27 protein-coding genes, 1 pseudogene and 1 other annotated feature are annotated in these 26,882 nt (G+C 42.3%); of the genes and pseudogenes, 26 read left to right on the top strand and 2 right to left on the bottom strand.

From position 1 onward, the window contains the following. The first annotated feature begins 5 nt into the window (after positions 1-5). From icd to ACWF5P_RS02810, 11 genes are all read left to right on the top strand, one after another. A complete protein-coding gene (gene icd / locus ACWF5P_RS02760) occupies positions 6-1,322 on the top strand; it encodes an NADP-dependent isocitrate dehydrogenase (RefSeq protein WP_402940129.1) in 1,317 nt (438 codons plus the stop codon). Positions 1,323-1,444: 122 nt separating this feature from the next. After that, positions 1,445-2,380, top strand: a complete 936-nt coding sequence (gene mdh / locus ACWF5P_RS02765; RefSeq protein ID WP_101222904.1) for a malate dehydrogenase — start codon at positions 1,445-1,447, stop codon at positions 2,378-2,380. Between the two features lie 242 nt (positions 2,381-2,622). Next, positions 2,623-3,342 (top strand): response regulator transcription factor, encoded by a 720-nt coding sequence (locus tag ACWF5P_RS02770; RefSeq protein ID WP_101222903.1) that lies wholly within the window; start codon positions 2,623-2,625, stop codon positions 3,340-3,342. After that, the gene (pnpS, locus tag ACWF5P_RS02775; protein ID WP_230176755.1) at positions 3,339-5,117 is read left to right on the top strand and encodes a two-component system histidine kinase PnpS; all 1,779 of its coding nucleotides are present in this window, start codon (positions 3,339-3,341) and stop codon (positions 5,115-5,117) included. The genes ACWF5P_RS02770 and pnpS overlap by 4 nt, the downstream gene beginning before the upstream one ends. Before the next feature lie 447 nt (positions 5,118-5,564). Beyond that, positions 5,565-6,599, top strand: a complete 1,035-nt coding sequence (gene hflK, locus ACWF5P_RS02780) for an FtsH protease activity modulator HflK (protein ID WP_230176855.1) — start codon at positions 5,565-5,567, stop codon at positions 6,597-6,599. Beyond that, on the top strand, positions 6,596-7,528 hold the full coding sequence (hflC, locus tag ACWF5P_RS02785; RefSeq protein WP_101222900.1) for a protease modulator HflC: 933 nt from the start codon (positions 6,596-6,598) through the stop codon (positions 7,526-7,528). The genes hflK and hflC overlap by 4 nt, the downstream gene beginning before the upstream one ends. Before the next feature lie 127 nt (positions 7,529-7,655). Further along, entirely contained in the window at positions 7,656-10,280 is a 2,625-nt protein-coding gene (gene polA, locus ACWF5P_RS02790) for a DNA polymerase I (RefSeq protein WP_434167527.1), read from the top strand. 19 nt (positions 10,281-10,299) lie between these two features. Further along, positions 10,300-11,130 (top strand): DNA-formamidopyrimidine glycosylase, encoded by an 831-nt coding sequence (gene mutM, locus ACWF5P_RS02795; RefSeq protein ID WP_230176758.1) that lies wholly within the window; start codon positions 10,300-10,302, stop codon positions 11,128-11,130. 79 nt (positions 11,131-11,209) lie between these two features. Continuing rightward, positions 11,210-11,842 carry a sporulation membrane protein YtaF gene (gene ytaF / locus ACWF5P_RS02800; protein ID WP_034309090.1) on the top strand — a complete coding sequence of 211 codons (633 nt, stop codon included), beginning with the start codon at positions 11,210-11,212 and terminating at the stop codon, positions 11,840-11,842. A gap of 21 nt (positions 11,843-11,863) precedes the next feature. After that, positions 11,864-12,463 (top strand): dephospho-CoA kinase, encoded by a 600-nt coding sequence (coaE, locus tag ACWF5P_RS02805; RefSeq protein WP_452444565.1) that lies wholly within the window; start codon positions 11,864-11,866, stop codon positions 12,461-12,463. A gap of 158 nt (positions 12,464-12,621) precedes the next feature. Continuing rightward, positions 12,622-13,659, top strand: coding sequence for a glyceraldehyde-3-phosphate dehydrogenase (locus ACWF5P_RS02810; protein ID WP_452444566.1), 1,038 nt, complete (start codon positions 12,622-12,624; stop codon positions 13,657-13,659). Positions 13,660-13,786: 127 nt separating this feature from the next. Here the strand turns inward: ACWF5P_RS02810 and ACWF5P_RS02815 are convergent. Further along, positions 13,787-13,999: pseudogene (locus tag ACWF5P_RS02815) on the bottom strand (IS5/IS1182 family transposase); the annotation flags it as partial. A gap of 566 nt (positions 14,000-14,565) precedes the next feature. Here ACWF5P_RS02815 and speD point away from each other — a divergent pair. The 13 genes from speD to ACWF5P_RS02880 all read left to right on the top strand — a co-directional run bounded on the left by speD (position 14,566) and on the right by ACWF5P_RS02880 (position 24,672). Next, complete coding sequence (gene speD / locus ACWF5P_RS02820; RefSeq protein ID WP_034311443.1) at positions 14,566-14,946, top strand: adenosylmethionine decarboxylase; 381 nt, start codon at positions 14,566-14,568, stop codon at positions 14,944-14,946. A gap of 270 nt (positions 14,947-15,216) precedes the next feature. Continuing rightward, positions 15,217-15,678 (top strand): transcriptional regulator NrdR, encoded by a 462-nt coding sequence (gene nrdR / locus ACWF5P_RS02825; RefSeq protein ID WP_057911467.1) that lies wholly within the window; start codon positions 15,217-15,219, stop codon positions 15,676-15,678. A 58-nt stretch (positions 15,679-15,736) separates the two neighbouring features. Further along, entirely contained in the window at positions 15,737-17,155 is a 1,419-nt protein-coding gene (locus ACWF5P_RS02830; RefSeq protein ID WP_452444567.1) for a replication initiation and membrane attachment family protein, read from the top strand. Continuing rightward, positions 17,142-18,080, top strand: a complete 939-nt coding sequence (dnaI, locus tag ACWF5P_RS02835) for a primosomal protein DnaI (protein WP_101222887.1) — start codon at positions 17,142-17,144, stop codon at positions 18,078-18,080. Before ACWF5P_RS02830 ends, dnaI begins: the two co-directional genes overlap by 14 nt. A gap of 121 nt (positions 18,081-18,201) precedes the next feature. After that, positions 18,202-19,062, top strand: coding sequence for a sporulation protein YtxC (gene ytxC, locus ACWF5P_RS02840; RefSeq protein ID WP_101222885.1), 861 nt, complete (start codon positions 18,202-18,204; stop codon positions 19,060-19,062). 388 nt (positions 19,063-19,450) lie between these two features. Further along, entirely contained in the window at positions 19,451-21,382 is a 1,932-nt protein-coding gene (thrS, locus tag ACWF5P_RS02845; protein ID WP_101222884.1) for a threonine--tRNA ligase, read from the top strand. 106 nt (positions 21,383-21,488) lie between these two features. After that, a complete protein-coding gene (locus ACWF5P_RS02850; protein ID WP_157831018.1) occupies positions 21,489-21,659 on the top strand; it encodes a hypothetical protein in 171 nt (56 codons plus the stop codon). A gap of 53 nt (positions 21,660-21,712) precedes the next feature. After that, positions 21,713-22,207: an N-acetyltransferase family protein gene (locus ACWF5P_RS02855; RefSeq protein WP_452444568.1), complete on the top strand. Its 495-nt coding sequence runs from the start codon at positions 21,713-21,715 to the stop codon at positions 22,205-22,207. A gap of 125 nt (positions 22,208-22,332) precedes the next feature. Beyond that, positions 22,333-22,469: a sequence feature (ribosomal protein L20 leader region), on the top strand. Between the two features lie 98 nt (positions 22,470-22,567). Then, on the top strand, positions 22,568-23,068 hold the full coding sequence (gene infC, locus ACWF5P_RS02860) for a translation initiation factor IF-3 (protein WP_034309072.1): 501 nt from the start codon (positions 22,568-22,570) through the stop codon (positions 23,066-23,068). Between the two features lie 34 nt (positions 23,069-23,102). Beyond that, positions 23,103-23,303, top strand: a complete 201-nt coding sequence (gene rpmI / locus ACWF5P_RS02865; protein WP_034309070.1) for a 50S ribosomal protein L35 — start codon at positions 23,103-23,105, stop codon at positions 23,301-23,303. A gap of 35 nt (positions 23,304-23,338) precedes the next feature. Next, positions 23,339-23,698: a 50S ribosomal protein L20 gene (gene rplT, locus ACWF5P_RS02870; protein WP_034309067.1), complete on the top strand. Its 360-nt coding sequence runs from the start codon at positions 23,339-23,341 to the stop codon at positions 23,696-23,698. A 68-nt stretch (positions 23,699-23,766) separates the two neighbouring features. After that, the gene (locus tag ACWF5P_RS02875) at positions 23,767-24,042 is read left to right on the top strand and encodes a DUF1294 domain-containing protein (protein ID WP_101222879.1); all 276 of its coding nucleotides are present in this window, start codon (positions 23,767-23,769) and stop codon (positions 24,040-24,042) included. Between the two features lie 60 nt (positions 24,043-24,102). Continuing rightward, positions 24,103-24,672: a TVP38/TMEM64 family protein gene (locus tag ACWF5P_RS02880; RefSeq protein ID WP_063232748.1), complete on the top strand. Its 570-nt coding sequence runs from the start codon at positions 24,103-24,105 to the stop codon at positions 24,670-24,672. A gap of 54 nt (positions 24,673-24,726) precedes the next feature. On the opposite strand, the gene ACWF5P_RS02885 is transcribed toward ACWF5P_RS02880, so the two are convergent. Further along, on the bottom strand, positions 24,727-25,107 hold the full coding sequence (locus ACWF5P_RS02885) for a sigma-w pathway protein ysdB (protein ID WP_101222875.1): 381 nt from the start codon (positions 25,105-25,107) through the stop codon (positions 24,727-24,729). A 108-nt stretch (positions 25,108-25,215) separates the two neighbouring features. Here ACWF5P_RS02885 and ACWF5P_RS02890 point away from each other — a divergent pair, with 108 nt between their 5' ends. Then, positions 25,216-25,704, top strand: a complete 489-nt coding sequence (locus ACWF5P_RS02890; RefSeq protein ID WP_452444569.1) for a dUTP diphosphatase — start codon at positions 25,216-25,218, stop codon at positions 25,702-25,704. Between the two features lie 64 nt (positions 25,705-25,768). After that, positions 25,769-26,854 carry a M42 family metallopeptidase gene (locus ACWF5P_RS02895; RefSeq protein WP_452444570.1) on the top strand — a complete coding sequence of 362 codons (1,086 nt, stop codon included), beginning with the start codon at positions 25,769-25,771 and terminating at the stop codon, positions 26,852-26,854. Positions 26,855-26,882 lie beyond the last annotated feature (28 nt).

A 26,882-nucleotide genomic window follows, 5' to 3' on the forward strand; every position in this document is an offset into this window, starting at 1 on the left:
ATTTAATGGCAGGCCATCTAACCTTTGAATTTGAATCGGAGGTAAGAGACATGACACAAAGCCAAAAAATCACAGTTACTAACGGTGCTCTTAACGTACCAAACAATCCAATCGTTCCTTATATTGAGGGAGACGGAATCGGTCCTGACATCTGGGCTGCAGCATCCCGCGTTTTAGACGCAGCAGTTGAAAAAGCTTACAATGGCGAAAAGAAAATCGAATGGAAAGAAGTTTTAGCTGGACAAAAAGCATTTGACCAAACGGGCGAATGGCTTCCACAAGAAACTCTTGATGTCATTAACGAATATCTAATTGCTATTAAAGGACCTCTTACAACTCCAATCGGCGGCGGTATCCGTTCATTGAACGTTGCTTTGCGTCAAGTTTTGGATTTATTCGTATGTCTTCGTCCAGTACGTTACTTTGAAGGTGTACCTTCACCAGTTAAACGTCCAGAAGACACTGACATGGTCATCTTCCGTGAAAACACTGAAGACATCTATGCTGGTATCGAATATGCAAAAGGTTCTGACGAAGCTAAGAAATTGATCGATTTCCTGCAAAATGAATTCGGTGTTACAAACATCCGTTTCCCTGAAACTTCAGGTATCGGAATCAAACCGATTTCCGAAGAAGGAACAAAACGTCTTGTTCGCTCTGCACTTAACTATGCGATCAAAGAAGGCCGTAAGTCATTAACGCTTGTTCATAAAGGTAACATCATGAAATTCACGGAAGGTGCATTCAAAACTTGGGGTTATGAAGTTGCAGAACAAGAATTCGCCGATAAAGTGTTCACATGGAACCAATATGACAAAATTAAAGATGCTGAAGGCACTGAAGCTGCTAACAAAGCACAATCCGCTGCTGAAGCTGAAGGCAAAATCATCGTTAAGGATTCCATTGCTGATATCTTCTTACAACAAATCCTGACTCGTCCTAAAGAGTTTGATGTTGTTGCAACAATGAACTTGAACGGAGATTACATTTCTGATGCATTAGCTGCACAAGTTGGCGGAATCGGTATCGCTCCAGGAGCAAACATCAACTACGAAACTGGACATGCCATCTTCGAAGCAACTCACGGAACGGCTCCTAAATATGCTGGTCTTGATAAAGTTAACCCATCTTCAGTTCTTCTTTCAGGCGTTCTTTTACTTGAGCACCTTGGCTGGAACGAAGCTGCAAACAGCATCACGAAATCAGTGGAACAAACAATCGCTTCTAAAGTTGTTACATACGACTTTGCCCGCCTAATGGAAGGTGCAACAGAAGTTAAATGTTCTGAGTTCGCAGACGAGCTTATTAAAAACCTTAAATAATTCATTGTATGCTTTCTGGAAAAGTGCCTGAACGGGCTGCTTTTCCAGGAGGCTTATATATATTTTCAAGAGAATGTTAAAAGTATTCCAAAAGTATTTATATATTTTAAGGAGGAAATAACATGTCTAAACGTAAAAAAATCACAGTGGTAGGTGCCGGATTCACTGGCGCTACAGCAGCATTCCTGGCAGCTCAAAAAGAACTTGGTGATATCGTTTTGGTTGATATTCCGCAAGCTGAAAACCCTACAAAAGGTAAAGCCCTTGATATGGCGGAAGCAGGACCTGTTCTAGGTTTCGATGCTAATATCACCGGTACATCCGACTATGCAGAAACTGCTGATTCCGACGTAGTGATCATCACAGCCGGAATTGCCCGTAAGCCCGGCATGAGCCGTGACGACTTAGTTCAAACTAACCAAAAGGTCATGAAATCAGTAACAAAAGAAGTAGTTAAATATTCCCCTAATACAACAATCATCGTTTTGACTAACCCTGTAGATGCAATGACTTACACTGTATACAAAGAATCTGGTTTCCCTAAAGAACGCGTTATCGGTCAATCAGGTGTACTTGATACAGCTCGTTTCCGCACTTTCGTAGCTCAAGAATTAAACTTATCCGTTAAAGATGTAACTGGTTTCGTACTTGGCGGACACGGAGACGATATGGTACCTCTAGTGCGTTACTCTTATGCAGGCGGAATTCCTTTGGAAACATTGATCCCTCAAGATCGTTTAGAAGCAATAGTAGCTCGTACCCGCACTGGCGGCGGAGAAATCGTAAACCTTCTTGGAAACGGAAGCGCATATTATGCACCAGCTGCATCTCTTGTGGAAATGGCTGAAGCAATACTTAAAGACCAACGTCGCGTTCTTCCATCCATCGCTTATCTTGAAGGTGAATACGGCTTTGAAGGTATTTACCTAGGAGTGCCGACTGTACTTGGTGCAAACGGTATTGAACAAATCATCGAACTTGATTTGACTGAAGATGAAAAGGCTGCACTTTCGAAATCAGTCGAATCAGTTAAAGCTGTTATGCAAGTCCTTCAATAAGAGAGATTATCTATAGACTGCCCGGATATTGGAATAACAGGCCAAGGCCTTTTCCGACTCCGGGCAGTTTTTTAATCCGCTTCAAAAGAATTCTGTAACTTATAATCTCCCTGCTGAAGATAGGAATAACTTTATTTCAGTTTTTTTTATGTGTAATTTTCATATAATATTCTTTATAATGGAATTGGATGAGTAGACCAAGGAATTGGTCTTTTGGGTAATACATAATTCAGGAGGATCTAATGTCAAAGAAAATTCTCGTAGTGGATGATGAGCAATCAATAGTTACCTTACTTCAGTACAATTTAGAACAATCAGGCTATACGGTTATCACAGCTTTGGATGGAGAACAAGGGCTGGAGGCTGCCGTGGATATACGCCCCGATTTAGTGGTATTGGATTTGATGCTGCCTAAAATGGACGGGCTTGAAGTATGTAAGCAGCTTCGCCAGCAAAAAATCAATATACCGATCTTGATGCTGACAGCTAAGGACGATGAATTTGACAAGGTGCTGGGACTGGAACTAGGTGCGGATGATTACTTGACCAAGCCATTTAGTCCCAGGGAGGTAGTGGCCCGGATTAAAGCCATTTTAAGAAGATCCCAGTTGCAATCGAACGGAAGTGAGTCAAGTCAGGATCAGGAAGATGGTCTCTTGAAATTAGGGGAATTGAAAGTGTTCCCGGAACGGTACGAAGCATTCTTTGATGAACAGCAATTAGAATTGACTCCAAAGGAATTTGAATTACTTTTATACTTGGCGAAGAATAAAGGAAGAGTACTGACCAGGGATCAACTGCTCAGTGCGGTATGGAATTATGATTTCGCGGGAGACTCACGGATCGTCGATGTCCATATCAGCCATCTTCGTGAAAAAATAGAGAAAGATACAAAAAAACCTCTCTATATTAAAACGATAAGGGGCTTGGGGTATAAGCTTGAGGAGCCTAAAAAAGAATGACGACCTATCGTAAAAAGCTCTTATATACCCTCATCACATTGGTGATGGTCGTCCTGATGGCCGTGGGCTTTTTATTAGGACACTTGTTCAAAAGTTATTATATTAAAACGTTCAATGAGCGTATACAGAACGAAACATTTTTCATTTCTACATATATTCAGGAGCATGGCGGAATCGAGTCCTTTTTGGAAAAAGGGAAGACGGCAAAATTGACACCCCTTTTAGATTCGAATTTAACCATTCTCTCCAAGAGTGGGGAAATATTATACGATTCCACATCATCCAATGAAATACTTAAAAGCCACGCTAATGTCCTTCGCAAAATAACATTGGAAAAAGGGCTTAAGCATGGGGAAGGGTATGAAGTGGTCGAAGGGGAATCGGACCTCCATTATTATTGGAAGACGGTTGAAAAGGACGGCGAAATTGAAGGCTTTGTCGTCCATAGCAATGAAATAGAGGCCATCCATCAAGTGAATAAACAAATGTGGCAAATATTGATCATTTGTTTAGGGGTTGCCTTGATCATCATTCTCATGCTTGCGAGCAAAATCACTTCATATTATACCCGTCCGATCGAAGAGGCGACGATGGCAGCCATTGAATTGGCAAAAGGGAATTACGGAACCCGGACATTCGGGCGGCATTCCGATGAAACGGGAATGCTGACAACTTCCTTGAACATATTGGCGAGGAACCTTCAGGAAACAGAGGTAGCGAGGGAAATGAATCAGGATCGTTTGGAAGCGCTTGTTGAAAATATCGGTAGTGGAGTCTTGCTGATAGACAGTAAAGGGTATACGACCTTAATCAACCGGGAATTCAAGAAAAGCTTCCATGTGAACGCCGCTACGTTTTTGTTTCAGGAATATTATTCGGTCATTAAAGATCAGGAAGTGATAGCCATCATCGAAGAGATCTTTCGAACGGAAAAAACGATAAAACGACAGGTGAAGATACCGCTTGCCATAGAACGTAAGCATTTTGAGATTTACGGGGCTCCCATTATCGGGAATCATGATGAATGGAAGGGGATCCTCCTCATTTTTCATGATATCACCGAATTGAAAAGGCTCGAGCAGATGCGAAAGGATTTCGTCGCTAATGTGTCCCATGAATTGAGGACTCCGATCACATCCATTAAAGGTTTTTCTGAAACATTGTTAGATGGCGCACTAAAAGACGAAAAGACCCTAAAGCACTTTTTATCGATTATCCTGAAAGAAAGTGACCGGCTGCAAGAACTCATTCAGGAGCTTCTGAATTTATCCAAAATGGAGCAACAGGAATTCGTTTTAAACGCAGGGGTCGTGGATATTACCAAAGTGCTTGGCGAAATACAAGAGATGCTTATAGGCAAGCTGAAGGAAAAAGAAGTATCCCTGGAAATTAAAACATCACCGGAACCAGTATTCATTGAAGGGGAATCTGACAGGATCAAACAGGTTTTCATCAATTTGATTACGAACGCATTGACCTATACACCAAATGGCGGCAGGGTCAGCGTTGATATCATTGAAAATGAACAGACGGTCGATATTGCAGTTCAAGACAGCGGGATCGGCATCGAAGAAAAAGAACTGCCAAGGATCTTTGAACGATTTTACCGAATTGATAAGGCGAGGAGCCGCGATTCTGGAGGAACGGGCATTGGACTGGCAATCGTCAAGCATATAATTGAAGTCCATAAAGGTAAAATCAACGTCGAAAGCATACCTGGAACAGGGACGACTTTTACAGTCACTTTAAATAAAAGCTTAAAAGGGAAAATGTAGCGGGTTTCTTATTTACAAGTCCTTTACAATTCCTTAAAACGGACTTCATAATGAAGGGGTACAATGGTTGTACAACCCCTCATCCAAGGAGTTAAACATTGACAGAGACATAGTCTCTGTTTGATTTTTTTGTATAAGTTCAATCTAAATTTTAAAGCAAAGATGATCGGAACAGGTGAGCGAAACTCCTGTAGGAATAGCCCGTCCAAGGAGTCCCCTTAAGCGCAAAGGGCGGACCGGCCGCGGGAAAGCGAGTGCCCAACGTTCCAATTGTACAAAACCCTTAAAAACTTTAGACAGAGACATAGTCTCTGTCTTTTAATTTTGGCTATATTCCCCGGGAACCATTCCTCTTTCCTATTTTTCTAGGAAAATATTTGATTTTCATGAAACTTTAGGCCCTTTCTTGCGTAAATAAGATATAACTGCAAAGAAGGGGTGATACATATCGTTAGCTTAAAAAGGATATATACGATCACAGGTCTTGTCTTTCTTATTTTAATTTTAGGTGTAGTTGCGATATCGACCTGGTACACGGTTGATGAATCCGATCAAGCTGTCATAATGACGTTTGGTAAAGTGGAGGAGACGATAACGGAACCAGGACTTCACTTTAAACTGCCTTGGCCCATTCAATCGGTCGAGAAATTATCTAAAGAAACATTCAGTCTTAAATTTGGATATAAAGAAGAGGATGGAGAGGTGACGAATTACCCGAGTGAAACCAAAATGATTACGGGTGATGAAAATATTGTCCTTGCCGACCTAGTGGTTCAGTGGAAAATCACCGACCCTCCAAAATATCTATACAATGCAGATGACCCGGAAAAAATTTTATATGATACGACTTCAGCTGCATTACGGAGCATTATCGGCAGCACGAAAATCGATGATGCCCTTACATCTGGAAAAGCGCAAATCGAAGCGGATGTACGCGATTTATTGTCACAGCTAATGGAGAAATATGATGTCGGGATTTCCATATCTGCGGTTAAACTCCAGGACGTGGAGTTACCGAATGAAGAAGTGCGGAAAGCATTTACCAATGTAACGGATGCCCGGGAAACGGCGAATACGAAAATCAACGAAGCGGATAAATATGAAAATAAGCGTATGAATGAAGCGGAAGGGGAAAAAGATGCCCTCATTTCTCAGGCTAATGGGGATAAAGCTGCCCGTACGGAAGCTGCCCGCGGGGATGTAGCGGTCTTTGAAAAATTACTCAGTGAGTATAAGGGCAATAAGGGGATTACGAAGGACCGCCTTATTATTGAGACCCTTGAGGAAGTATTGCCGAATGCAGAGATTTATATTATGAATGATGATGGAAACACAATGAAGTACTTGCCGCTTCGCTCGCTTGAAAAGGAGGAAACGAAAAAAACTCCTGCCCCTGATGAAGCCGCTATACCTGAAGAAGAAACGAAAAAAGGGAATGGATCGGAAGAAAAAGCGACAGGGGAAGGGGGCGCTAAACAATGAGCGGAAAAATAGTAGATTTCTCTGAACTCAAAAAAGGTAATTTTCATTGGAGGGGCTATGTGAGATTCGGCATTTTCCTGATTATTATCATCGCGCTGCTGCTAATCATCTTCACCAATGTATATATCGTCAAAGAGGGAGAATATAAAGTCGTCCGCCAATTCGGTGAGGTGGTAAGGATCGATAAGACCCCGGGATTGAAAGCGAAGGTGCCATTCATTCAGAGTGTCGTGACATTGCCGAAGTATCAGATGAGTTCTGATGTTTCAGAAGCGGAAATCAATACGAAAGATAAAAAGCGGATGCTGATTGACAACTATGCCGTTTGGAGAATAGAAGATCCGAAGAAATTGATTACAAATGCAAGGACACTTGAGAATGCTGAAACGAAAATGGAAGAGTTCATCTATTCGGCAGTTCGTTCGGAGCTGGGCCAGCTGAATTATGATGAGATCATCAATGATGAGAAGTCATCCAGGGGAAGTTTAAACGACCGCATAACCGAAAAAGTCAACGATCTGCTGCAAAAGGACAGTTATGGCATAAGCTTGACGGATGTCCGGATAAAGCGGACTGACCTGCCCGCCGAAAACGAAGCGTCTGTCTTCAAGAGGATGATTTCAGAGCGGGAATCGAAAGCGCAAGAATACCTTTCCAAAGGTGATGCGAAGAAAAACCGGATCATTGCGGATACTGATAGGAAAGTGAAAGAATTGCTCTCTACTGCAGAGGCTGATGCAGAAGTGATCAGGGCTGAAGGAGAAGGGGAAGCAGCGAAAATCTATAATAAGTCGTTTTCCAAAGATCCCGAATTCTATAAACTATACCGGACTCTAGAATCCTACAAAAAAACGATCGGAGATCAAACTGTAATCGTTCTTCCTTCGGATTCCCCATATGCCAGCTTGTTAATGGGAAATACTAAATAACCTTGATGCCGTCATTTTTCTTTCCGCTTCTACTCATGGTAGAATAGAGAAGGAAAATGAACGGCTTTTTGCGTTTTTATATAGAAGCTATAACTACATAAACCTGTATGACTGGAGGAAGACGGATTTGGATAAAAAGCTAGTACTAATAGATGGAAACAGCATAGCATACCGTGCATTTTTTGCGCTTCCGCTCTTGAATAATGATAAGGGGGTCCATACCAATTCCGTGTACGGATTCACCATGATGCTCAACCGCATTCTTGAAGAAGAAAAGCCAACGCACATACTTGTGGCATTCGATGCGGGTAAAACGACATTCAGACATGCATCATTTAAAGAATATAAGGGAGGGCGCCAAAAAACGCCGCCAGAATTATCGGAGCAATTCCCGTTCATTCGCGAGCTGCTTGATTGTTTTCAAATAAAAAGGTATGAATTGGAGAACTACGAAGCCGATGATATTATCGGTACGCTTTCTTTGCAAGCGGAAAAAGATGGTTTTGAAGTGAAGGTCATTTCCGGTGATAAGGATTTAACGCAATTATCCTCCCCTAGTACGACGGTTTCCATCACGAAAAAGGGGATTACTGAAATTGAGGAATACACTCCAAAGCATATACATGAAAAATACGGTCTTTCCCCTTTGCAAATCATTGATTTAAAAGGGCTGATGGGAGATGCCTCTGACAATATTCCCGGTATTCCGGGAGTTGGTGAAAAGACTGCCCTTAAATTATTGCATCAATTTGAAACAGTTGAAAACCTTTTGCAGTCGATTGATGAGGTAAGCGGACAGAAATTGAAAGAGAAAATAGAAGAACATAAAGACTTGGCCCTATTAAGCAAAGAGTTGGCTACAATAACGAGGGAAGCGCCGCTTGAAGTTTCCGTAAACGAGACTGAGTATACTGGCATGGATCAGGATCGAGTCATCTCATTCTATAAAGAGCTTGGCTTTTCGACTTTGCTCGATAAATTGGATGTAACGGAAAGTGCGCCGCTTGAACAGGAGAAGATTGAGGTTCACTCGGCTGAAATGACAGAAGGAATGTTTGCCGATGAAAGTGCTTTGTATGTTGAAATTTTAGAAGATAATTATCATCGTGCCGATATAATAGGGATCGCCATCAGTAATGAACAAGGTCATTTTTACTTCCATGGAGATGATGCCCTGAATTCCGGGACCTTTAAATCCTGGGCAGAGGATGAAACAAAAAAGAAAACGGTTTTCGATGCGAAGCGTACGGTTGTGGCACTTCGCCATCGAGGAGTCGAAATAAAAGGCATCGATTTTGATGTGTTTTTGGCATCCTATATCCTGGATCCGGCAGAGTCAGTGGACGAAGTGGCTGAAATCACGAAAACTCAAGGTGCTATCCGCCTTGAAACGGATGATGTTTTTTATGGAAAAGGTGCAAAACGCAAAATACCTGAGGAAGCGGAATTGAGGGAGCATATCGCCAGAAAAGCGAAGGCGATTTCGTCCCTGAAAGAACCGATGATCGATAAACTGCAAGAGTTCGAGCAATTTCACCTATTTACGGAACTGGAGCTGCCACTATCGATAATCCTGGCCAATATGGAATGGCAGGGAATCAAGGTGGATATAGACCGACTGAAAAACATGGGACAGGAATTAGCCATTCGCTTAAGAAACATCGAGGCACGAATTTTTGATTTGGCTGGTGAGGCGTTCAATATCAATTCACCTAAACAGCTTGGGGCCATCCTGTTTGAAAAGTTGGAGCTTCCTGTCATGAAGAAAACCAAAACAGGTTATTCGACGTCAGCCGATGTGCTGGAAAAACTGGAGAGCAAGCATGATATCGTTAAGGAGATACTATTGTATCGCCAGCTTGGTAAGTTGCAATCCACTTATATTGAGGGGTTGCTTAAGGTGGTCAATGGCAAAACGGACAAGGTGCACACCCGGTTTAACCAAGCATTGACCCAGACCGGCCGGTTAAGCTCAACAGATCCCAATCTTCAGAATATCCCGATCAGACTGGAAGAAGGAAGGAAAATCAGGCAGGCCTTCATTCCTTCCGAAAAGGATTGGATCATTTTTGCTGCCGACTACTCCCAAATCGAATTGCGCGTTCTGGCGCATATCGCCAATGACAGCGGATTGGTGGAAGCATTCCAGGCCGGGATGGACATCCATACAAAGACAGCCATGGATGTGTTCCATGTATCGGCAGAGGAAGTCACTTCGAACATGAGGCGCCATGCCAAAGCGGTCAACTTCGGAATCGTTTATGGTATAAGTGATTACGGGCTATCGCAAAGTCTTGGCATCACAAGAAAAGAAGCTGGAGAGTTCATCGAGAAGTATTTAAGAAGCTTTCCTGGTGTTCAGGAATATATGGAAGAAAGCATACATGAGGCCCGTCAAAAAGGATATAGCACGACTCTGATGCAAAGAAGGCGCTATATACCTGAGATAACAAGCAGGAATTTCAACATAAGGAGCTTTGCCGAACGGACAGCAATGAACACGCCGATTCAGGGCAGCGCCGCGGATATCATCAAGCTTGCCATGATAAACATGAATAAGCGCCTGAAAAGTGAAGGGCTTAAAACGAGAATGCTTCTTCAGGTGCATGATGAATTGATTTTTGAAACCCCTCCTGAGGAACTGGAAATCCTTAAAGTGATCGTTCCGGAGGAAATGGAAAGTGCCATTGAATTGAACGTGCCCCTTAAAGTGGACTATGCTTTCGGGCCAACATGGTTTGATGCCAAATAATAAAAGATAGGTGATTGCAATGCCAGAACTTCCAGAAGTGGAAACAGTCAGAAGAACGTTAGAGCAGCTCGTACTCGGAAAAGAGATCAAGGAAGTGTCCGTCTTTTGGCCAAAGATCATTAAAGCGCCTGAACCTGTCGAACAGTTTCAAGATGCTTTAAGGGGACAGACGATAAGGGGAATAGGCCGTCGGGGCAAGTTCCTCATTTTCACCTTGGATGATTATTCGATGGTTTCGCATTTAAGAATGGAAGGGAAATACGGCGTGCATCCAAAAGAAGAGCCGTATGATAAGCATACCCATGTGATCTTCACATTCACTGATGGCAGTGAACTTCGGTACAGGGATGTCCGGAAATTCGGAACGATGCATCTATTTGCCAAAGGGGAAGAACTGGATCGGCTTCCCCTTTTGCATTTAGGGCCGGAACCTTTGTCTGAAGATTTTACTGTCGAGGGGCTAAGTAGGAAGCTGGCAAGAACCAACAGAAAAATCAAGCCCGTTCTCCTTGATCAAACGGTTGTCGTCGGGATTGGGAATATATATGTGGATGAGTCGTTATTCCGCTCCCGTATTCATCCAGAGAGAATCGCTTCTTCACTTTCATTGCAGGAAATCAAGACGTTGCATGGAGAAATCATTGCGACTTTAGGGGAAGCTGTGGAAAAAGGCGGAAGTACGATTCGTTCATACATTAATTCCCAAGGGCAAATCGGCATGTTTCAGTTGGAATTGAATGTTTATGGACGAAAGGGCGAGAACTGCAAAACATGCGGCACGCCCCTTGAGAAACTGGTTGTTGCAGGACGCGGTACACATATTTGCCCGTTATGCCAGCCGCTTAAATAGGTAATGTTTTTTCAAACACATCGGATGGGCTCCTTCCATATACTAGGGTAGCAACGAGTAGGGAAGGAGTAATATTCCGATGTGGCTACAAATTATTTTTCTTGCTTTTGCAGTTAGTATTGACGGATTTGGCGTAGGTTTGACATTCGGTATGCGGAAGATGAAAATCCCCTTAAGGTCAATAGCGGTCATCTCATTTTGCTCTGCATTGAGTTTAGGTATAGCGATGGTCATCGGACAATTCATCAGTCAGCTCATATCTATCGGGGCGGCTGAAAAAACGGGTGGCATCATCCTCATTTTTCTTGGTGCCTGGATGGTATACCAGTATTTTAAGCCTGAAAAAGATTTGAAAGATGATAGATATCATGAAAAGATCATTTTTAATTTTGAAATTAAATCACTTGGGGTAGTCATTAATATTTTACAAAAACCATTGAATGCCGATTTTGATAAATCAGGTACGATTACAGGTGTTGAAGCGCTTGTTCTCGGGTTTGCACTTTCGCTGGATGCGTTCGGGGCTGGAGTTGGAGCGGCTATGATCGGGATTTCACCGATCATCCTCGCAGGGTGCATCGCTGTTATGAGTTCGATTTTCATTTGGAGCGGAATTCAAAGCGGAAAATTGCTTTCAAATAATAAAGTTGTCCAGCATTTGACCTTTCTTCCAGGTGTACTATTGATTATCATCGGTTTATTCAAGTTATGATAAGGTTAAAAGGGGGAGCTTATGGGACAAATCATCGGAATCACCGGAGGCATTGCCAGTGGGAAAAGCACGGTCAGCCTCTATTTACAGGAACTCGGATTCACGATTGTCGATGCAGATCTGGCTTCCCGTGCTGTCGTTGAGCCAGGTGAAGAAGCCTATCACCAAGTTGTGAAGGCATTTGGAGAAGATATCTTATTGACGGATGGGAATATAGATCGCGTAAAGCTTGGATCGATCATATTTAATGATCAAGAAAAGAGATTGCTATTGAATGGCATCGTGCATCCTGCCGTCAGGAATTGGATGCGGGTGAAAACGGAAGCGGCACTATCATCAGGAGAAGAAACGGTGTTCATGGATATTCCGCTCCTATTCGAAAGCAAGCTGACATTCATGGTGGATAAGACGCTTTTGATTTATGTGGATGAGCAAGTTCAATTGCAGCGATTAATGAACAGGAATGGTCTTTCGGAGACGGAGGCACTTGCCAGGATCAATTCGCAAATGCCCTTGGCCGATAAAAAGGCTTTAGCGGATGCCGTCATCGATAATAATGGTGACATTAATGAAACGAAGCGGCAAGTGAAGGCCATACTAAGCGAATGGTATGTCATATAATCATGATAAAAAGAAGAAACCGCCCGGTTTCTTCTTTTTATGTTGAAAAAATAAGAACAATCCGCATTTTTATTAGCACAATTCCTCTGAATTATGTTATACTAATTACATGTGAAGGGTAATAAGTATAACACTAATATTTCTGGAGGGTCCGAACAATGAATTCAAGAATAGCGATTAACGGATTTGGGAGAATTGGAAGAATGGTTTTCCGAAAAGCCATATTAGATGAGAGTTTGGACATTGTTGCCATAAATGCAAGCTATCCAGCTGAAACTTTAGCACACTTACTAAAATATGATACGATACATGGTAAATTCGACGGTATCATTATAGCTGAAGATGATTCACTAGTAGTGAATGGCCGCCGAGTAAAACTAATAAATAACCGCGATCCAAAGCTATTGCCTTGGAAAGAGATGAACATAGATATTGTAATTGAAGCCACTGGCAAATTCAATGATCGTTCTAAAGCGGCTCTTCATTTAGACGCAGGGGCAAAAAGAGTTATATTATCAGCGCCGGGTAAAAATGAAGACGTTACCATTGTAATGGGAGTGAATCAGGAGGTGCTGGAAATTGACAAGCATTTCGTCATATCCAATGCATCTTGTACAACGAACTGCCTTGGACCTGTTGCAAAAGTGCTTGATGAAAAATTCGGCATAAACAACGGTTTAATGACAACGATACATTCTTATACAAATGATCAAAATAATATCGATAACCCGCACAAAGACTTGAGACGTGCCCGTGCCGCTGCGGAAAGCATGATTCCTACGACTACAGGAGCTGCAAAAGCCATCTCACTAGTGTTGCCGCAATTAAAAGGCAAGCTTCATGGAATGGCGATACGCGTACCGACACCAAACGTATCTTTAGTCGATCTTGTTGTGGATTTAAACCGTGACGTAACGATTGAAGAAGTGAACCAAGCCTTCATCGATGCTTCAGAAAATGAACTCAAAGGAATCATGGAATTCACGATGGAACCTTTAGTTTCCAGTGATTTCAAAACGAATCCACACTCTGCAATCATCGATGGATTGACGACGATGATGATCGGGGACAGGAAAGTGAAGGTCCTTGCTTGGTATGATAATGAGTGGGGTTACTCCAACCGTGTAGTGGACCTTGTAAAATTGGCTGGCTCCGAGTTGAAAAAAATGTCCGAAGTCGAATTATCAGTAAAATAAAATGAAAAAACCGAGCCTGCTAAAATTTTTTAGCGGGCTATTTTTGATTTTTTATCGGATTTGAAGCAGTTATAGAGAATGGTGACCTAACGCATACCATACTTTTCTTTTGCATCTGCTCCTGGTTTTCCAACTTTCTCATCACTAGTTCAACTAGAAGCTCTAAGATATGATTATCATGCGTATTTCCGGGTGTTACTATCGTCCCTAAAACAAATCCATTGCGTATGATGCCGTATGAAACGAATAGGCAAACTTATTTTGTTCGTTCATCATTCACATAATAGTAGCTACTCTCAGTATCAGTTGAACTGCCCTTAATCTCCTTGGTTTCTTCCTTAAATAGACTGTAGGTAAAAGAGTTCTATCTTACTGTTAAAACAAAGTTGATTGGAACGGAAGGTACGAGACTCCTGCGGGGAAAGTGCGTCCAAGGGAGACCCCACAGGCGCTATGGCGCCGAGGAGGCTCCCGGACCGCCCGCGGAAAGCGAGTGCCAGGAGTGGAAATCAACGGCCTAATATACTGTAGACAAACTCAATTATTGAGTTTGTCTACAGTCAGAGCCTGCTAAATTTTTTTAGGGGCTATTTTTAATACAGTGATCAATTAATTCCTTGCTGCTTTAAGGCGCTGAATAAACCGAAGACGGAATTTGCTCCACATTTGAACCTTCGCTATATCCCCATTACATATAAAGTTTATCTTTCCAAAAATTCAATTTGGAGTTGCAAAAAAAATTCAAACCATATATACTATGAATCGTGAACTTCTTCAATAGCGGTTTGCATGATGGCTACTTAAAGGGTTAGGACCTCTTTGGACTAACTTTCCCCCGTGGTAGTTATCAGAACTTATTTTTAAATCATGGTAAGGGGGAAGCTTAATATGGAAACAGCTTACACTATGGAAACTATGGGTAGACACGTCATTTCTGAACTTTGGGGTTGTGACTTTGAAAAACTGAACAATATCGATTTAATTGAAAAGATTTTTGTTGATGCTGCTTTGAAATCAGGTGCAGAGGTACGAGAAGTTGCCTTTCACAAATTTGCTCCACAAGGAGTCAGCGGGGTTGTCATCATTTCTGAATCACACTTAACGATTCACAGTTTTCCAGAACACGGCTATGCGAGCATTGATGTCTATACATGCGGTAACTTGGATCCGAATATTGCGGCAGATTATATTGCAGAAGCTTTGAATGCGCAAACACGTGAAAACATAGAATTACCACGTGGATTAGGTCCTGTACAAATGAAAAAAGCCAATATAAGTGCCCTATAAAAAACACGTATACACAGAGATGCCATGGGTGCATCTCTTTTTTAATGCAATCAATCGGCAGTCTGCTTCCCTTTATAGGGGAGGATGCCCTTGCAGCATAAAGACTTTGACAACGGTGCTTCAACGGCAGAACAAAAAGTGCCTGCTGCCGGAAGTTACACTTTTTACTTGTACTGGCCGTTCCATTTAATATAAGATTAAGATAGAGAAGTAATTCCTTGGGGAACATTTAGATAGGGGAGTCCTACATAAAATACGGAGCTGATAATGATGAAATGCCCATCATGTCAATATAACGGAACAAGAGTGCTCGATTCCAGGCCAGTCGATGAAAGTAAATCGATTCGACGACGCCGTGAATGTGAGGCATGTGGTTTTCGATTCACGACATTTGAAAAGGTGGAGGAAACACCGCTTATTGTAGTGAAAAAGGGCGGGACGCGGGAAGAGTTCAGTCGTGATAAAATCCTGCGTGGCTTAATCAGGGCTTGCGAAAAACGCCCGGTTCCCTTGAAAGAACTAGAGCAAATTACCAGTTATGTAGAAAAAGAACTACGAAACCAGGGCATATCGGAAGTGAAAAGCGACAATGTCGGCGAGATGGTGATGGACAAGCTGGCAGAAGTCGATGAGGTTGCCTATGTAAGGTTCGCATCCGTCTATCGACAATTTAAAGACATCAATGTCTTTATCGATGAATTGAAAGATTTGATAAATAAAGAAAGAAAGTAGAGCTGAAGATTCACTTTGGCTCTTTTTTCACTACATCTTTTGAAAGGTTTGAATGGAGATGTCAAAGCATTGGCAAGAATTGCTCCCAGCTGATTCATATTTGGTCTCATCTGCGGGGCTGCTTCATGACTATGATCGGAAAATACTTACCCGACTATATCAACCTCTTATTGGACCTATATGCATTAGCCTATATATGACGTTATGGAGTGAGTTGGAGGAGAACAGGCTATGGTCGGAAACCTCCTCACATTATCAATTAATGAATACCATCGGCCTTAAGTTAGCTGATATTTACGAAGCCCGGCTTTTACTTGAGGGAATCGGTCTGTTGAATGTATATAAGAAATCGAAAAATGAAACGAAGGAATTCATCTATGAGTTAAACCCGCCGCTTTCCCCCCAGCAGTTTTTCACGGATGGAATGCTGAATATTTACTTATACAAAAAAATCGGTAAAGCGCAATTCAACCGGTTAAAGAGATTCTTTTGTGATGACCATATCTTAACCGATCAATATGAAGGTGTGACTAAATCTTTTGCGGAAGTATTCTCATCAGATCATTTGGACTCTTTATATGTAACGGATGAAGCGAAAAATGAATGGCAGCCGATGCCTGAACAGCAATACATCGATCGGAAGGAAGGCGTCGAGCCATCGGGGTTTGATGACTTATTTGATTTCGACCTTTTATTTGCCGGGATAAAATCCTCGATCGTACCGAAAAAGGCATTTACTCCGAAAATAAAAAATACGATTGCCAAACTTGCTTTTTTATATGGCATCGATCCGCTTGAAATGCAAAAACTAGTAATGGATGCCGTTTCATTGGATGATGAGATCGATGAGGAAGTGCTCAGAAAGGCGGCAAGGGACTGGTATCAGATTGAACGACAGGCCGATATGCCTTCCCTTGTCAATCGGGTGCAGCCGATTCGTGAACGGACGCAAAAAGAGGAACCGAAAACACAGGAACAAGAGTTAATCCGCCATTTGGAGACGATTTCCCCAAGGGAGCGGCTGATGCAATTGTCTGGCGGTGCAGAGCCATCAAGCGGTGATTTGAAAGTCGTTGAGGGCGTGATGATCAATCAAAAGCTGAATCCGGGTGTCGTCAATGTCTTGATTGAATATGTCATGCTCAAAACGGATATGAAGTTCACGAAGGGCTATGTCGAAAAGCTGGCAGGCCATTGGGCACGACTGAAGGTCTCCACGGTGGTCGAGGCGATGGAGCTAGCTAAAAATGAACATAGGAAATATCAGGACTGGGCTCAAGGAAGCAGGAATGCTGCGAAGGGCGGCCGGAAAAAGGCGATACGTGAAGAAGTGGTTCCGGAGTGGCTTGAGAAAAAAGAAGAAGCACAGCAGGAGCAGAATGCAGATCAGCCTGAATTGGATGCCCAGAAACGCGAGCTTCTGGAGAAATGGAAGCAGTGGAAAGCAGGAGGTGAAATGAACGATGGAAAAGATTAATAGGTCCCTTAATAAATTGGCGAATACAAATCAATTTCAACAGCGTTATGAAAAGCTGAAGCAGGAGATTTTTGAAAACGAACAAGTGCGGTTATTTATGAATGCCAACAGCTCGACGGTCACGAAGGAAATGATTGATAAAAACTTGGGGAAGCTTTATGAGTTCACTTCACAAAGCAATAAGTGTGATAAATGTCCGAGCTTGGATGGCTGCATCAATATGATGCAGGGGTATTATCCCAAATTGGTGGTTCAAGGGAAAGCCCTGAACCTGCATTATGAAGTCTGCCCGCGGAAATTGGCAGAGGATGAAAAGCGGAAACGGGAAAAGTTGATCCGCAGCCTGTATGTACCGAAGGATATTTTAAAGGCGAGCATTGAAGACTTTACCCAAACGGATAATGAAAACAAACGCTTGTCTGTCTTAAGTAAAGCGATGTCGTTCATTATGGAATATGAGCCAGGTAAAAGGCAAAAAGGCTTATATATTTATGGGAAATTCGGCGTTGGGAAAACGTACTTATTAGGTGCGATTGCCAATGAACTTGCAAAAAGGCAAATTTCCTCCCTTATTGTCTATGTACCTGACTACTTGAGGGAACTTAAGGGATCGATAGGTGATAATACGGTCAATGAAAAAATTGAAATGGTGAAAACGGCACCTGTCCTCATGCTTGATGATATTGGAGCGGAGTCCATGACGAGCTGGGGACGCGATGAGGTTTTTGGTCCGATTTTACAATTCAGGATGCTGGAAAACCTGCCAACGTTTTTCACTTCGAATTTTGACTTGAATGGCCTGGAGAACCACCTGACCTTTTCACAGCGTGGTGAGAAGGAAGAAGTGAAGGCGGCCAGGGTACTGGAAAGAATTCAATATTTAGCTGAGCCGGTCAAGCTTGATGGCATGAATCGGAGAAGATGAAGAAAAGTGGTCTCTTAATGGAGGTCACTTTTTTCATCTTACAAGGCTCATCCTACTTCTAAACACGTCCCCATCCCCATATACATGAAAAAAGAAGCAAGGGGGAAGGGGGGATGTCGTAGTGCAAATTTCGTTTCAAAACGATTCAGAGGCATTGAAATTACTGAATTTCGTTTCTGTCCATCCACTGGGGGCAGAATTTCAAGCATATATTCGATTTCTTCCGCAACAAGGCATGTATGTGGATATGACGGAGTCTTCAGGTGATGAATGGCTAATTCTGCTTCGTGATGCATTTCATTCTTTTTTATTGGAAGAAAAGACGCTTCCTGTTCTGGAGCAAATAATAGTCGGTAAATTTTTTTATAGGGAACGGGAAGAAATTGAAGCCATCATTGAAATTGCATCATCAATCATCGAGGTGGAAAGAACCAGGAGTCAAGATGAAGCATTCAGTACGGAGAAACGATTGATTGAGGAGGGACTTCAAAGCATCTTGGCTGGAAAGGTATCTTTTTCATTCGATTCTTTTACGACCTTCCGTTTGAAATCATTTCAGCACACGTTGGAAAAGTATGTCGTCAAGGCGATTGATGAATACAAGCTGGAACAGGACTATCAAAATTTCATTGCTACGCTCCGTGATTGCCTTCAAGGGCAGGAGTCGAAATTAAGAAAGCTTCACCTGGTCAACCGGGATGGTTTTCATTTCTATGATCAGAAGTTCAGCAAGCTCGACCGCCCAAAAATCAATAGTATGATCGACAGGAGGCTTCTTGCCAAAAGTTCACTATTTCTCGATACGGTGATACTTGCCCCGCTTTTATCGATTGCTCCTGAAAACTTGTGTATCTATACCGATGACAAGGATGAGGGGCTGATCCAGACCATTTCAAGGATTTTCGAAGAACGGGCCACTATCCTGCCACTTTCGTCATTTTCTATGCATTTGAATGATCTTTCGTGGAAAAAAGAAAATTAACCTTGATTTTCACCGTATAACAAATTATAATTTCCTACATACTATTAAAAAACTAAAAGTTATGATGAGGACAAGGGTATTCTAGTCGCCGATTATCAGAGAGGGGAGCCAACAGGCTGTAAGCTTCCTATTCGCATGGAACACTTACCACCTTTAAACTTCGGCTCGGAAAGCAGGCATCCTGTGAATATGAGCTGACGGGAAGCTGCCGTTACCAAGTTACAAGTGCCATTTTGCCGTGAAAGCAAGCTGGAACGAGGGTGGAACCGCGGGTTAATGATATTTATTACTAAGCTCGTCCCTGTTTTATACAGGGACGGGCTTTTTTGTGTTGTAATGGAATCAAATACCTGTAATTTGTTCGAACAATAAGAAGGAGTGAAACTCAATGTCAGAATTACTGAAAATATCTTTTCCTGACGGAGCGGTTAAGGAGTTTGCTAAAGGCACAACAACTGAAGACATCGCTGCATCCATCAGTCCTGGTTTAAGGAAAAAATCCATTGCCGGAAAATTCAATGGTGAATTATATGATTTGAAACGGCCGATTGAACAAGATGGTTCAATCGAAATCGTCACACAGGACACAGCGGATGCTCTTGAAGTATTGCGTCACAGTACAGCGCACTTGATGGCACAAGCGATCAAACGTTTGTACAAAAACGCTAAATTCGGCGTGGGTCCAGTCATCGAGGGCGGCTTTTACTATGATATGGATCTGGAGGAATCATTGACTCCCGAAGACCTTCCATTGATTGAAAAAGAAATGAAGAAAATCGTCAACGAGAACTTGGAAATTTCCCGCATCGAAGTAAGTCGTGATGAAGCGATTTCCCGTTTTAAAGAAATAGGCGACGAGTATAAATTGGAGTTGATCGATGCAATTCCTGCCGATCAGCAGGTAACGCTTTATGAGCAGGGTGAATTTTTTGACCTTTGTCGTGGAATTCATGTTCCATCAACTGGGAAAATCAAAGAATTCAAGCTATTGAGCATCGCTGGAGCATACTGGAGAGGCGATAGCAAAAACAAAATGCTGCAACGCATTTACGGTACGGCTTTCTATAAAAAAGAAGATTTGGCCGAACACCTGCGTTTCCTTGAAGAAGCAAAGGAACGTGACCATCGTAAAATCGGTAAAGAATTGAACTTGTTCATGAGCTCACAGAAAGTGGGGCAAGGGCTGCCGATGTGGTTGCCAAAAGGAGCGACCATCCGCCGGACAATCGAAAGGTATATCGTGGACAAGGAAGAACGGTTGGGTTATGACCATGTCTACACACCTGTAATGGGTAGCGTGGACCTTTATAAAACTTCTGGACACTGGGATCATTACCAGGACGGCATGTTCCCTGTCATGGAGATGGAAAACGAACAGCTTGTCCTGCGTCCGATGAACTGCCCGCATCACATGATGGTCTATAAAAACAGCATCCACAGCTACCGGGAACTGCCAATCCGGATTGCCGAGCTAGGCTTGATGCACCGCTATGAAATGTCAGGTGCCCTTTCAGGTCTTCAGCGTGTACGTGGGATGACATTGAATGATGCACACATTTTTGTCCGCCCCGACCAAATCAAAGAAGAGTTCAAGCGCGTTGTGAACCTGGTTCTGGAAGTATATAAAGATTTCGATATCAAGGATTATTCATTCCGTCTGTCATATCGCGATCCGCAGGATACAGAAAAATACTTCGATGATGATGACATGTGGGAAAAAGCGCAAAGCATGTTAAAAGGCGCCATGGATGAACTTGGTCTGGATTACTTTGAAGCGGAAGGTGAGGCGGCATTCTACGGTCCTAAGCTTGATGTTCAGGTACGTACTGCTTTAGGGAAAGATGAAACGCTTTCCACTGTTCAGCTTGATTTCTTGCTTCCTGAACGTTTTGATCTTAATTACGTCGGTGAGGACGGCAAGCAGCATCGTCCGGTTGTTATCCACCGCGGTGTCGTTTCCACAATGGAACGTTTTGTCGCTTACTTGATCGAAGAATACAAGGGGGCATTCCCGACTTGGCTTGCACCTATCCAAGCACAAGTGATCCCGGTCTCACCTGAAGTGCACTTGGATTATGCGAAAGAAGTACAGGAAAAACTTAAGGCGCAAGGCATTCGTGTCGACCTGGATACACGTGACGAGAAAATCGGTTACAAAATCCGTGAAGCGCAAATGCAAAAAATCCCGTACATGCTGGTTGTTGGAGACAACGAAGCCAAAGAAGGCAGCGTGAATGTACGTAAGTACGGTGAACAAAAATCCGAAACGATCGCTTTTGAAGATTTCGTTTCAGCGATTAAGGCTGAAGTAAGCCGTTAACATCAAAAAGAGGGGCACATATAGTTGTGTCCCTCTTTTTAATTATGGCATGATAAAATGAAACCATCATGTGAAAATATGTACAGCAATGAAAAGGAGGGGCAGCATGAAAAAGAAATTTACTTATCTATTCGGACCGACATTCCTTGTCATCATCATCTTATTGTTATTGGATGGTTATCGACAATATGCCATCGTCCCGGTCCTGTTATTTTGGATAGCCCTATTTTCTTGGGACGCCATTGAGAAAAAGAAAAAGGCGAAAGAAAACTCTTAACATTTGATGGCTTCTGTCAGTATGGACTGTAACCAAAGGGGGAGTGGGGATAAATGGAGATTAGAAAGGCTTCAAGGGAAGACGCGGATAACTTGGCTGCTCTGTTCAATCATGTTGAAGATTCCGGGTATATGCTGTTCAACCCTGGGGAAAGAAAAGCGACAGCGAAACAAATGGAGAAGCAAATGGAGCAAATCGAAAAAAATCCCCTTTCCGTTTTCCTCGTTGCTGCTAGCGGCCATGAACTGTATGGTTACCTGATCTTATTGGGCAATCAAATGGGCCGAACGAGGCATTCAGCCAAAATCGTCATCGGCATCAATGAAACTGACCGGGGAAAAGGCATTGGTACGAAGCTATTTCAAAAAATGGAGGAGCATGCACGGACAAACGGAATCCGGCACCTGGAATTGTCCGTGATTGCAAACAACGCCCCTGCGCTTTCCTTATATCGAAAGATGGGTTTTGAAAAGGAAGGAATAAAGCGGGAATCATTGTTTTTTGATGGGAAGTATCATGATGAATATTTTTTGTCCAAATTACTTTAAAAAACGTATTGTCAAATAACTGAATGTCTGATAATATTAATTTTGTTGTGAAAAACGAATAAATTAGCATTTGACAAGTCATCAGTGTTTATGATATATTTCTAAAGTGAATTGAATACGTGTTTGATGAAAAGAAGAAGCACCCGCTTCTCACCTGGTTGACGCAAACAATGCAGTTAACAGGTCATGATTTGATTATTTGGATCTTTCTGAATGAGTCTATCAGTGTGGGTGCAGCATGCATCCACACTTTTTTATTATGATTATATCCTGTAAGCGAGTTGTGAGCGTGACCGAATTTATTCAAATATTCGTATTCGCCAATATCTTTGGAGGTGGCTAACTATTAGTAAAGACGCGATGGTAAACGAGGGCATCCGAGCCCGTGAAGTTCGTCTTATTGACCAAAACGGAGAACAACTTGGAATTAAAACGAAATTCGAAGCATTGGAAATTGCCGCTCGTGTAAATCTTGATCTAGTTTTAGTTGCTGCAAATGCAAAGCCTCCGGTAGCCCGGATCATGGACTACGGAAAACACCGCTTCGAGCAGCAAAAGAAAGACAAGGAAGCACGTAAAAATCAAAAAGTCATCAGTCTGAAAGAGGTTCGTTTGAGCCCGACGATTGAAGAACACGATTTCAATACGAAGCTTCGCAACGGTATTAAATTCCTTGAAAAAGGCGATAAAGTAAAAGCTTCTATCCGATTCAAAGGACGTGCCATTACGCATAAGGAAATTGGTCAACGTGTACTCGTTCGTTTTTCTGAAGCATGTAAAGAAGTGGCTACAATCGAGCAACACCCAAAAATGGACGGGCGCAGCATGTTCATTATCTTAGCACCGAAAAACGAAAAGTAATTGTAAAGTAATTTGTAATGAGGAGGAATACCTTATGCCTAAAATGAAAACTCACCGCGGATCTGCTAAACGTTTCAAAAAGACTGGATCCGGCAAACTTAAGCGTTCTAACGCTTACACAAGCCATTTATTTGCTAACAAATCTACTAAGCAAAAGCGTAAGCTTCGCAAAGCTAGCCTTGTAAGCAAAGGTGACTTCAAACGTATTCGTCATATGCTAGACAACATTAAATAAGTTCGATTTATCGAGTTAAATAGGAGGGAAATAACATGCCACGTGTAAAAGGCGGTACTGTTACTCGCAAACGTCGTAAAAAGGTAATAAAATTAGCTAAAGGTTACTATGGCGCGAAACATATTCTTTTCAAAGTAGCTAACCAACAAGTAATGAAGTCAGGAAACTATGCTTTCCGTGACCGTCGTCAAAAGAAACGTGATTTCCGCAAACTTTGGATCACTCGTATCAACGCTGCAGCACGCATCAACGGTCTTTCTTACAGCCGTTTAATGCATGGTCTAAAGCTTGCTGGTATCGAAGTGAACCGCAAAATGCTTGCTGATCTTGCTGTTGCTGACGAACAAGCTTTTGCTCAATTAGCAACTGCTGCTAAACAACAATTAGACAAATAAGTCTGACTGATACAGCCACTCTCTTTTCAAGAGGGTGGCTTTTTACATATTTAAAGGAGGGAATAAGGATGCAAGGAGTATGGTTCATTGCTGCTTATATGATCATCACAAACATCATCGGGTTTGCCTTAATGGGAATCGACAAAAGGAAAGCGCGTAATGGGGAGTACCGGATCAGTGAAAAGACACTTTGGTTTTGGGCGGTTATAGGCGGAGGGACTGGGTCCTTTTTGGGGATGAAGCAATTCCGCCATAAGACGAAGCATGCCGCTTTTAAGTGGGGCCTGCCGATATTGATGATTCTTCAGATAGGCTTATTGATTAAGATATTCATTCAATTGTAATATGTAGCCGCTATAATGTATATGCTTGTAGAAGCAGCAAAGAGTAGCTGGAGGGAGAGCATGAATGATAAACTGACACTTGTGATGAGCTACGTTCAATCAGGAAGCGTGTTTGCACCGTTGATTTTTATCACTTTTCATTTATTAAGGCAATTTTTATTCATTCCCGTCATTGTGGTTTGCATGTCTGGAGGAGTATTATTCGGGGCAGCTTTTGGAACCATCTATTCGGTAATCGGTTTGACGTTGTCCAGTATGGCCTTTTATTTCGTGATAGGCAAATTTCCGAAAACAAAGGATAGGCTGCTGCGGCTTAAGAATAAGCTTTTTGGAAACCGAAAGCTAAACAGCCGGCAAATTGCAGTACTGAGGCTAATACCATTCATTCACTTTTACTTGCTGTCGCTTTGCTTATTGGAATCCAATAAAGGGCTGAAAAATTATTTTTATCTATCCTTCATGACCAATCTCCCTGTAGCATTCGTATATACGGTTTTTGGCCACTATATTTCAGATTTCAGTCCAACCCTGATCGTCATCATTTTATTATCCTTAACCTTATTGCTCTATTTATTGAGAGAGAAACAGACGGTCGTTCCCTGGAAGGAATTTTTTCGTTCAGATGATTAATATAGAGCCTTGAGTACATTTTTCTCAAGGCTCTTCATTACGTGTGATTTTTTTTCATTTTTGTAAAAATTCCTTAACAGGGCTTTTCCAATCAATAACGGCATCCGGATATTGTTTTTTTATGGCTTCCTCGATTTTTAAAAAGTCATTTCGCTTCAAGCCTTTTAGGCCGGCCACTTTCTTGGGCCATATGAAGATGGAGATGACCTCAAAGGAGCGTTCCGTCGTCCCTAGATACTTTTCCCCTTCAAACATCACCCCGTTGTACGTCAATAAAAAATTCTTTCGTATATTGGCTGTATCGTCGAGCAGAAAGAACTTTTTCTGTTCATGTGCCAGCTCTAATTTTCTTTTCGGATTAAATAGATATTTGATGACTGTATATATTAAGAAAATGATGAGAGCCAAAAGAATGAACCGCATGATCAATACCATGGAGCTACCTCCTTAAACAGAGTGATTCCCTTCATTTACGTATGGGTTTTTAATAAGTTTCATTTATTTGATATAATTTAGGGGAAGACAAGGAAAGAAGTGATGAAAATGAACATAGGTAAATTAATGGAAATGCAGGCAGCTTTGGATGAGCATATACAATCAAAGCATGAATTGGGTTCTGAAGACTTGGTGGAACGGAAGATACTTGCTCTTTTAGTGGAGCTTGGTGAGCTAGCCAATGAAACGAGATGTTTTAAATTCTGGAGTCTTAAAGGCCCCTCTGATAAAGAAACGATTTTGGCTGAATACGTGGATGGCATTCATTTCATTTTGTCACTCGGGATCGAACGGGGATTTTTACCGGAAGTTCCATCTGCCCCAACCATGCATCAGGAGGATTTGACTGTTCAATTTACGGCTATTTACGGCTACATCAGTGAATTTCGCACACAGTTGACAGAGTCATCTTTCCAAAAGGTATTTGCTGCGTATTTACATTTAGGGGAGTTGCTTGGATTTTCGGCAATGGATGTGGAAAAAGCTTATGTAAGCAAAAATGAAGTGAATTACGAAAGGCAAAAGCAAGGCTACTGATTGTTTATGTAATCGATTGTCTGTATAATTATTCTTGTAATGTAAGTTATAGGGAGGTAAAAGAATGGCTCAATTGGATGAAACGTTAAAGATGCTTCGGGACTTAACGGATGCTAAAGGCATTGCAGGAAATGAAAGTGAAGTAAGAAAAGTGATGACCGAATACATAACACCATTTGCGGATGAAATATCGACAGATGGCCTGGGGAGTTTGATTGCCAAGAAAACGGGAGATGAAAACGGACCGAAAATCATCGTTACCGGGCATATGGACGAAGTCGGTTTCATGATCACCCAAATTGATGATAAAGGATTTTTGCGTTTTCAGCCGGTAGGGGGCTGGTGGTCACAGGTAATGCTGGCCCAGCGCGTGACGATCGTTACAGGTAAAGGTGATATAACTGGCATTATCGGTTCCAAGCCGCCACATATCCTGTCAGCCGATGCAAGGAAGAAGCCGATTGATATAAAAGATATGTTTATTGATATTGGTGCATCCAGCAAAAAAGAGGTTAAGGAATGGGGCGTCAAGCCAGGGGATATGGTTGTGCCATATTTTGAATTCACGGTCATGAATAATGAAAAGATGCTTCTCGCCAAAGCCTGGGACAATCGAATTGGCTGTGCAATCGCCATTGATGTGCTTAAACAGCTGAAAGAAAGCGACCATCCTAATGTAGTATATGGAATTGGCGCAGTGCAAGAAGAGGTCGGCCTGCGTGGCTCCAAAACATCCACATTCAAAATTCAGCCGGATATCGGCTTTGCCGTCGATGTCGGCATTGCTGGTGATACACCGGGGGTTTCCGAAAAAGAAGCGATGAGTAAGATGGGGGAAGGCCCGCAAATCGTCATCTATGATTCATCGATGGTGGCACATAAGGGATTGCGCGATTTCGTCACCGACACGGCTGATGAATTGAATATTCCTTATCAATATGAATCGATTCCAGGCGGCGGGACGGATGCCGGCTCCATCCATTTAACGGCAAATGGTGTTCCCGCTCTGGCGATCACGATTGCCACACGCTACATTCATTCACACGCAGCAATGCTACACAGGGATGATTATGAGAATGCAGTTAAGCTCATTGTCGAAGTGATTAAACGCCTCGATCGCGAAGCGGTTGATCGGATCATTTACGAATAATATAGTGAAATTAAAAATGGAGAGGCCT

It is taken from the genome of Peribacillus sp. NPDC055009 (assembly GCF_053608705.1).

Coding starts and splice junctions, on each gene's coding strand:
- icd (WP_402940129.1), top strand. CDS start 6: ATGGCAGGCCATCTAACCTTTGAATTTGAATCGGAGGTAAGAGACATG.
- mdh (WP_101222904.1), top strand. CDS start 1,445: ATGTCTAAACGTAAAAAAATCACAGTGGTAGGTGCCGGATTCACTGGC.
- ACWF5P_RS02770 (WP_101222903.1), top strand. CDS start 2,623: ATGTCAAAGAAAATTCTCGTAGTGGATGATGAGCAATCAATAGTTACC.
- pnpS (WP_230176755.1), top strand. CDS start 3,339: ATGACGACCTATCGTAAAAAGCTCTTATATACCCTCATCACATTGGTG.
- hflC (WP_101222900.1), top strand. CDS start 6,596: ATGAGCGGAAAAATAGTAGATTTCTCTGAACTCAAAAAAGGTAATTTT.
- mutM (WP_230176758.1), top strand. CDS start 10,300: ATGCCAGAACTTCCAGAAGTGGAAACAGTCAGAAGAACGTTAGAGCAG.
- ytaF (WP_034309090.1), top strand. CDS start 11,210: ATGTGGCTACAAATTATTTTTCTTGCTTTTGCAGTTAGTATTGACGGA.
- coaE (WP_452444565.1), top strand. CDS start 11,864: ATGGGACAAATCATCGGAATCACCGGAGGCATTGCCAGTGGGAAAAGC.
- ACWF5P_RS02810 (WP_452444566.1), top strand. CDS start 12,622: ATGAATTCAAGAATAGCGATTAACGGATTTGGGAGAATTGGAAGAATG.
- speD (WP_034311443.1), top strand. CDS start 14,566: ATGGAAACTATGGGTAGACACGTCATTTCTGAACTTTGGGGTTGTGAC.
- nrdR (WP_057911467.1), top strand. CDS start 15,217: ATGAAATGCCCATCATGTCAATATAACGGAACAAGAGTGCTCGATTCC.
- ACWF5P_RS02830 (WP_452444567.1), top strand. CDS start 15,737: ATGTCAAAGCATTGGCAAGAATTGCTCCCAGCTGATTCATATTTGGTC.
- dnaI (WP_101222887.1), top strand. CDS start 17,142: ATGGAAAAGATTAATAGGTCCCTTAATAAATTGGCGAATACAAATCAA.
- thrS (WP_101222884.1), top strand. CDS start 19,451: ATGTCAGAATTACTGAAAATATCTTTTCCTGACGGAGCGGTTAAGGAG.
- ACWF5P_RS02850 (WP_157831018.1), top strand. CDS start 21,489: ATGAAAAAGAAATTTACTTATCTATTCGGACCGACATTCCTTGTCATC.
- ACWF5P_RS02855 (WP_452444568.1), top strand. CDS start 21,713: ATGGAGATTAGAAAGGCTTCAAGGGAAGACGCGGATAACTTGGCTGCT.
- infC (WP_034309072.1), top strand. CDS start 22,568: ATGGTAAACGAGGGCATCCGAGCCCGTGAAGTTCGTCTTATTGACCAA.
- rpmI (WP_034309070.1), top strand. CDS start 23,103: ATGCCTAAAATGAAAACTCACCGCGGATCTGCTAAACGTTTCAAAAAG.
- rplT (WP_034309067.1), top strand. CDS start 23,339: ATGCCACGTGTAAAAGGCGGTACTGTTACTCGCAAACGTCGTAAAAAG.
- ACWF5P_RS02875 (WP_101222879.1), top strand. CDS start 23,767: ATGCAAGGAGTATGGTTCATTGCTGCTTATATGATCATCACAAACATC.
- ACWF5P_RS02880 (WP_063232748.1), top strand. CDS start 24,103: ATGAATGATAAACTGACACTTGTGATGAGCTACGTTCAATCAGGAAGC.
- ACWF5P_RS02885 (WP_101222875.1), bottom strand. CDS start 25,107: ATGGTATTGATCATGCGGTTCATTCTTTTGGCTCTCATCATTTTCTTA.
- ACWF5P_RS02890 (WP_452444569.1), top strand. CDS start 25,216: ATGAACATAGGTAAATTAATGGAAATGCAGGCAGCTTTGGATGAGCAT.
- ACWF5P_RS02895 (WP_452444570.1), top strand. CDS start 25,769: ATGGCTCAATTGGATGAAACGTTAAAGATGCTTCGGGACTTAACGGAT.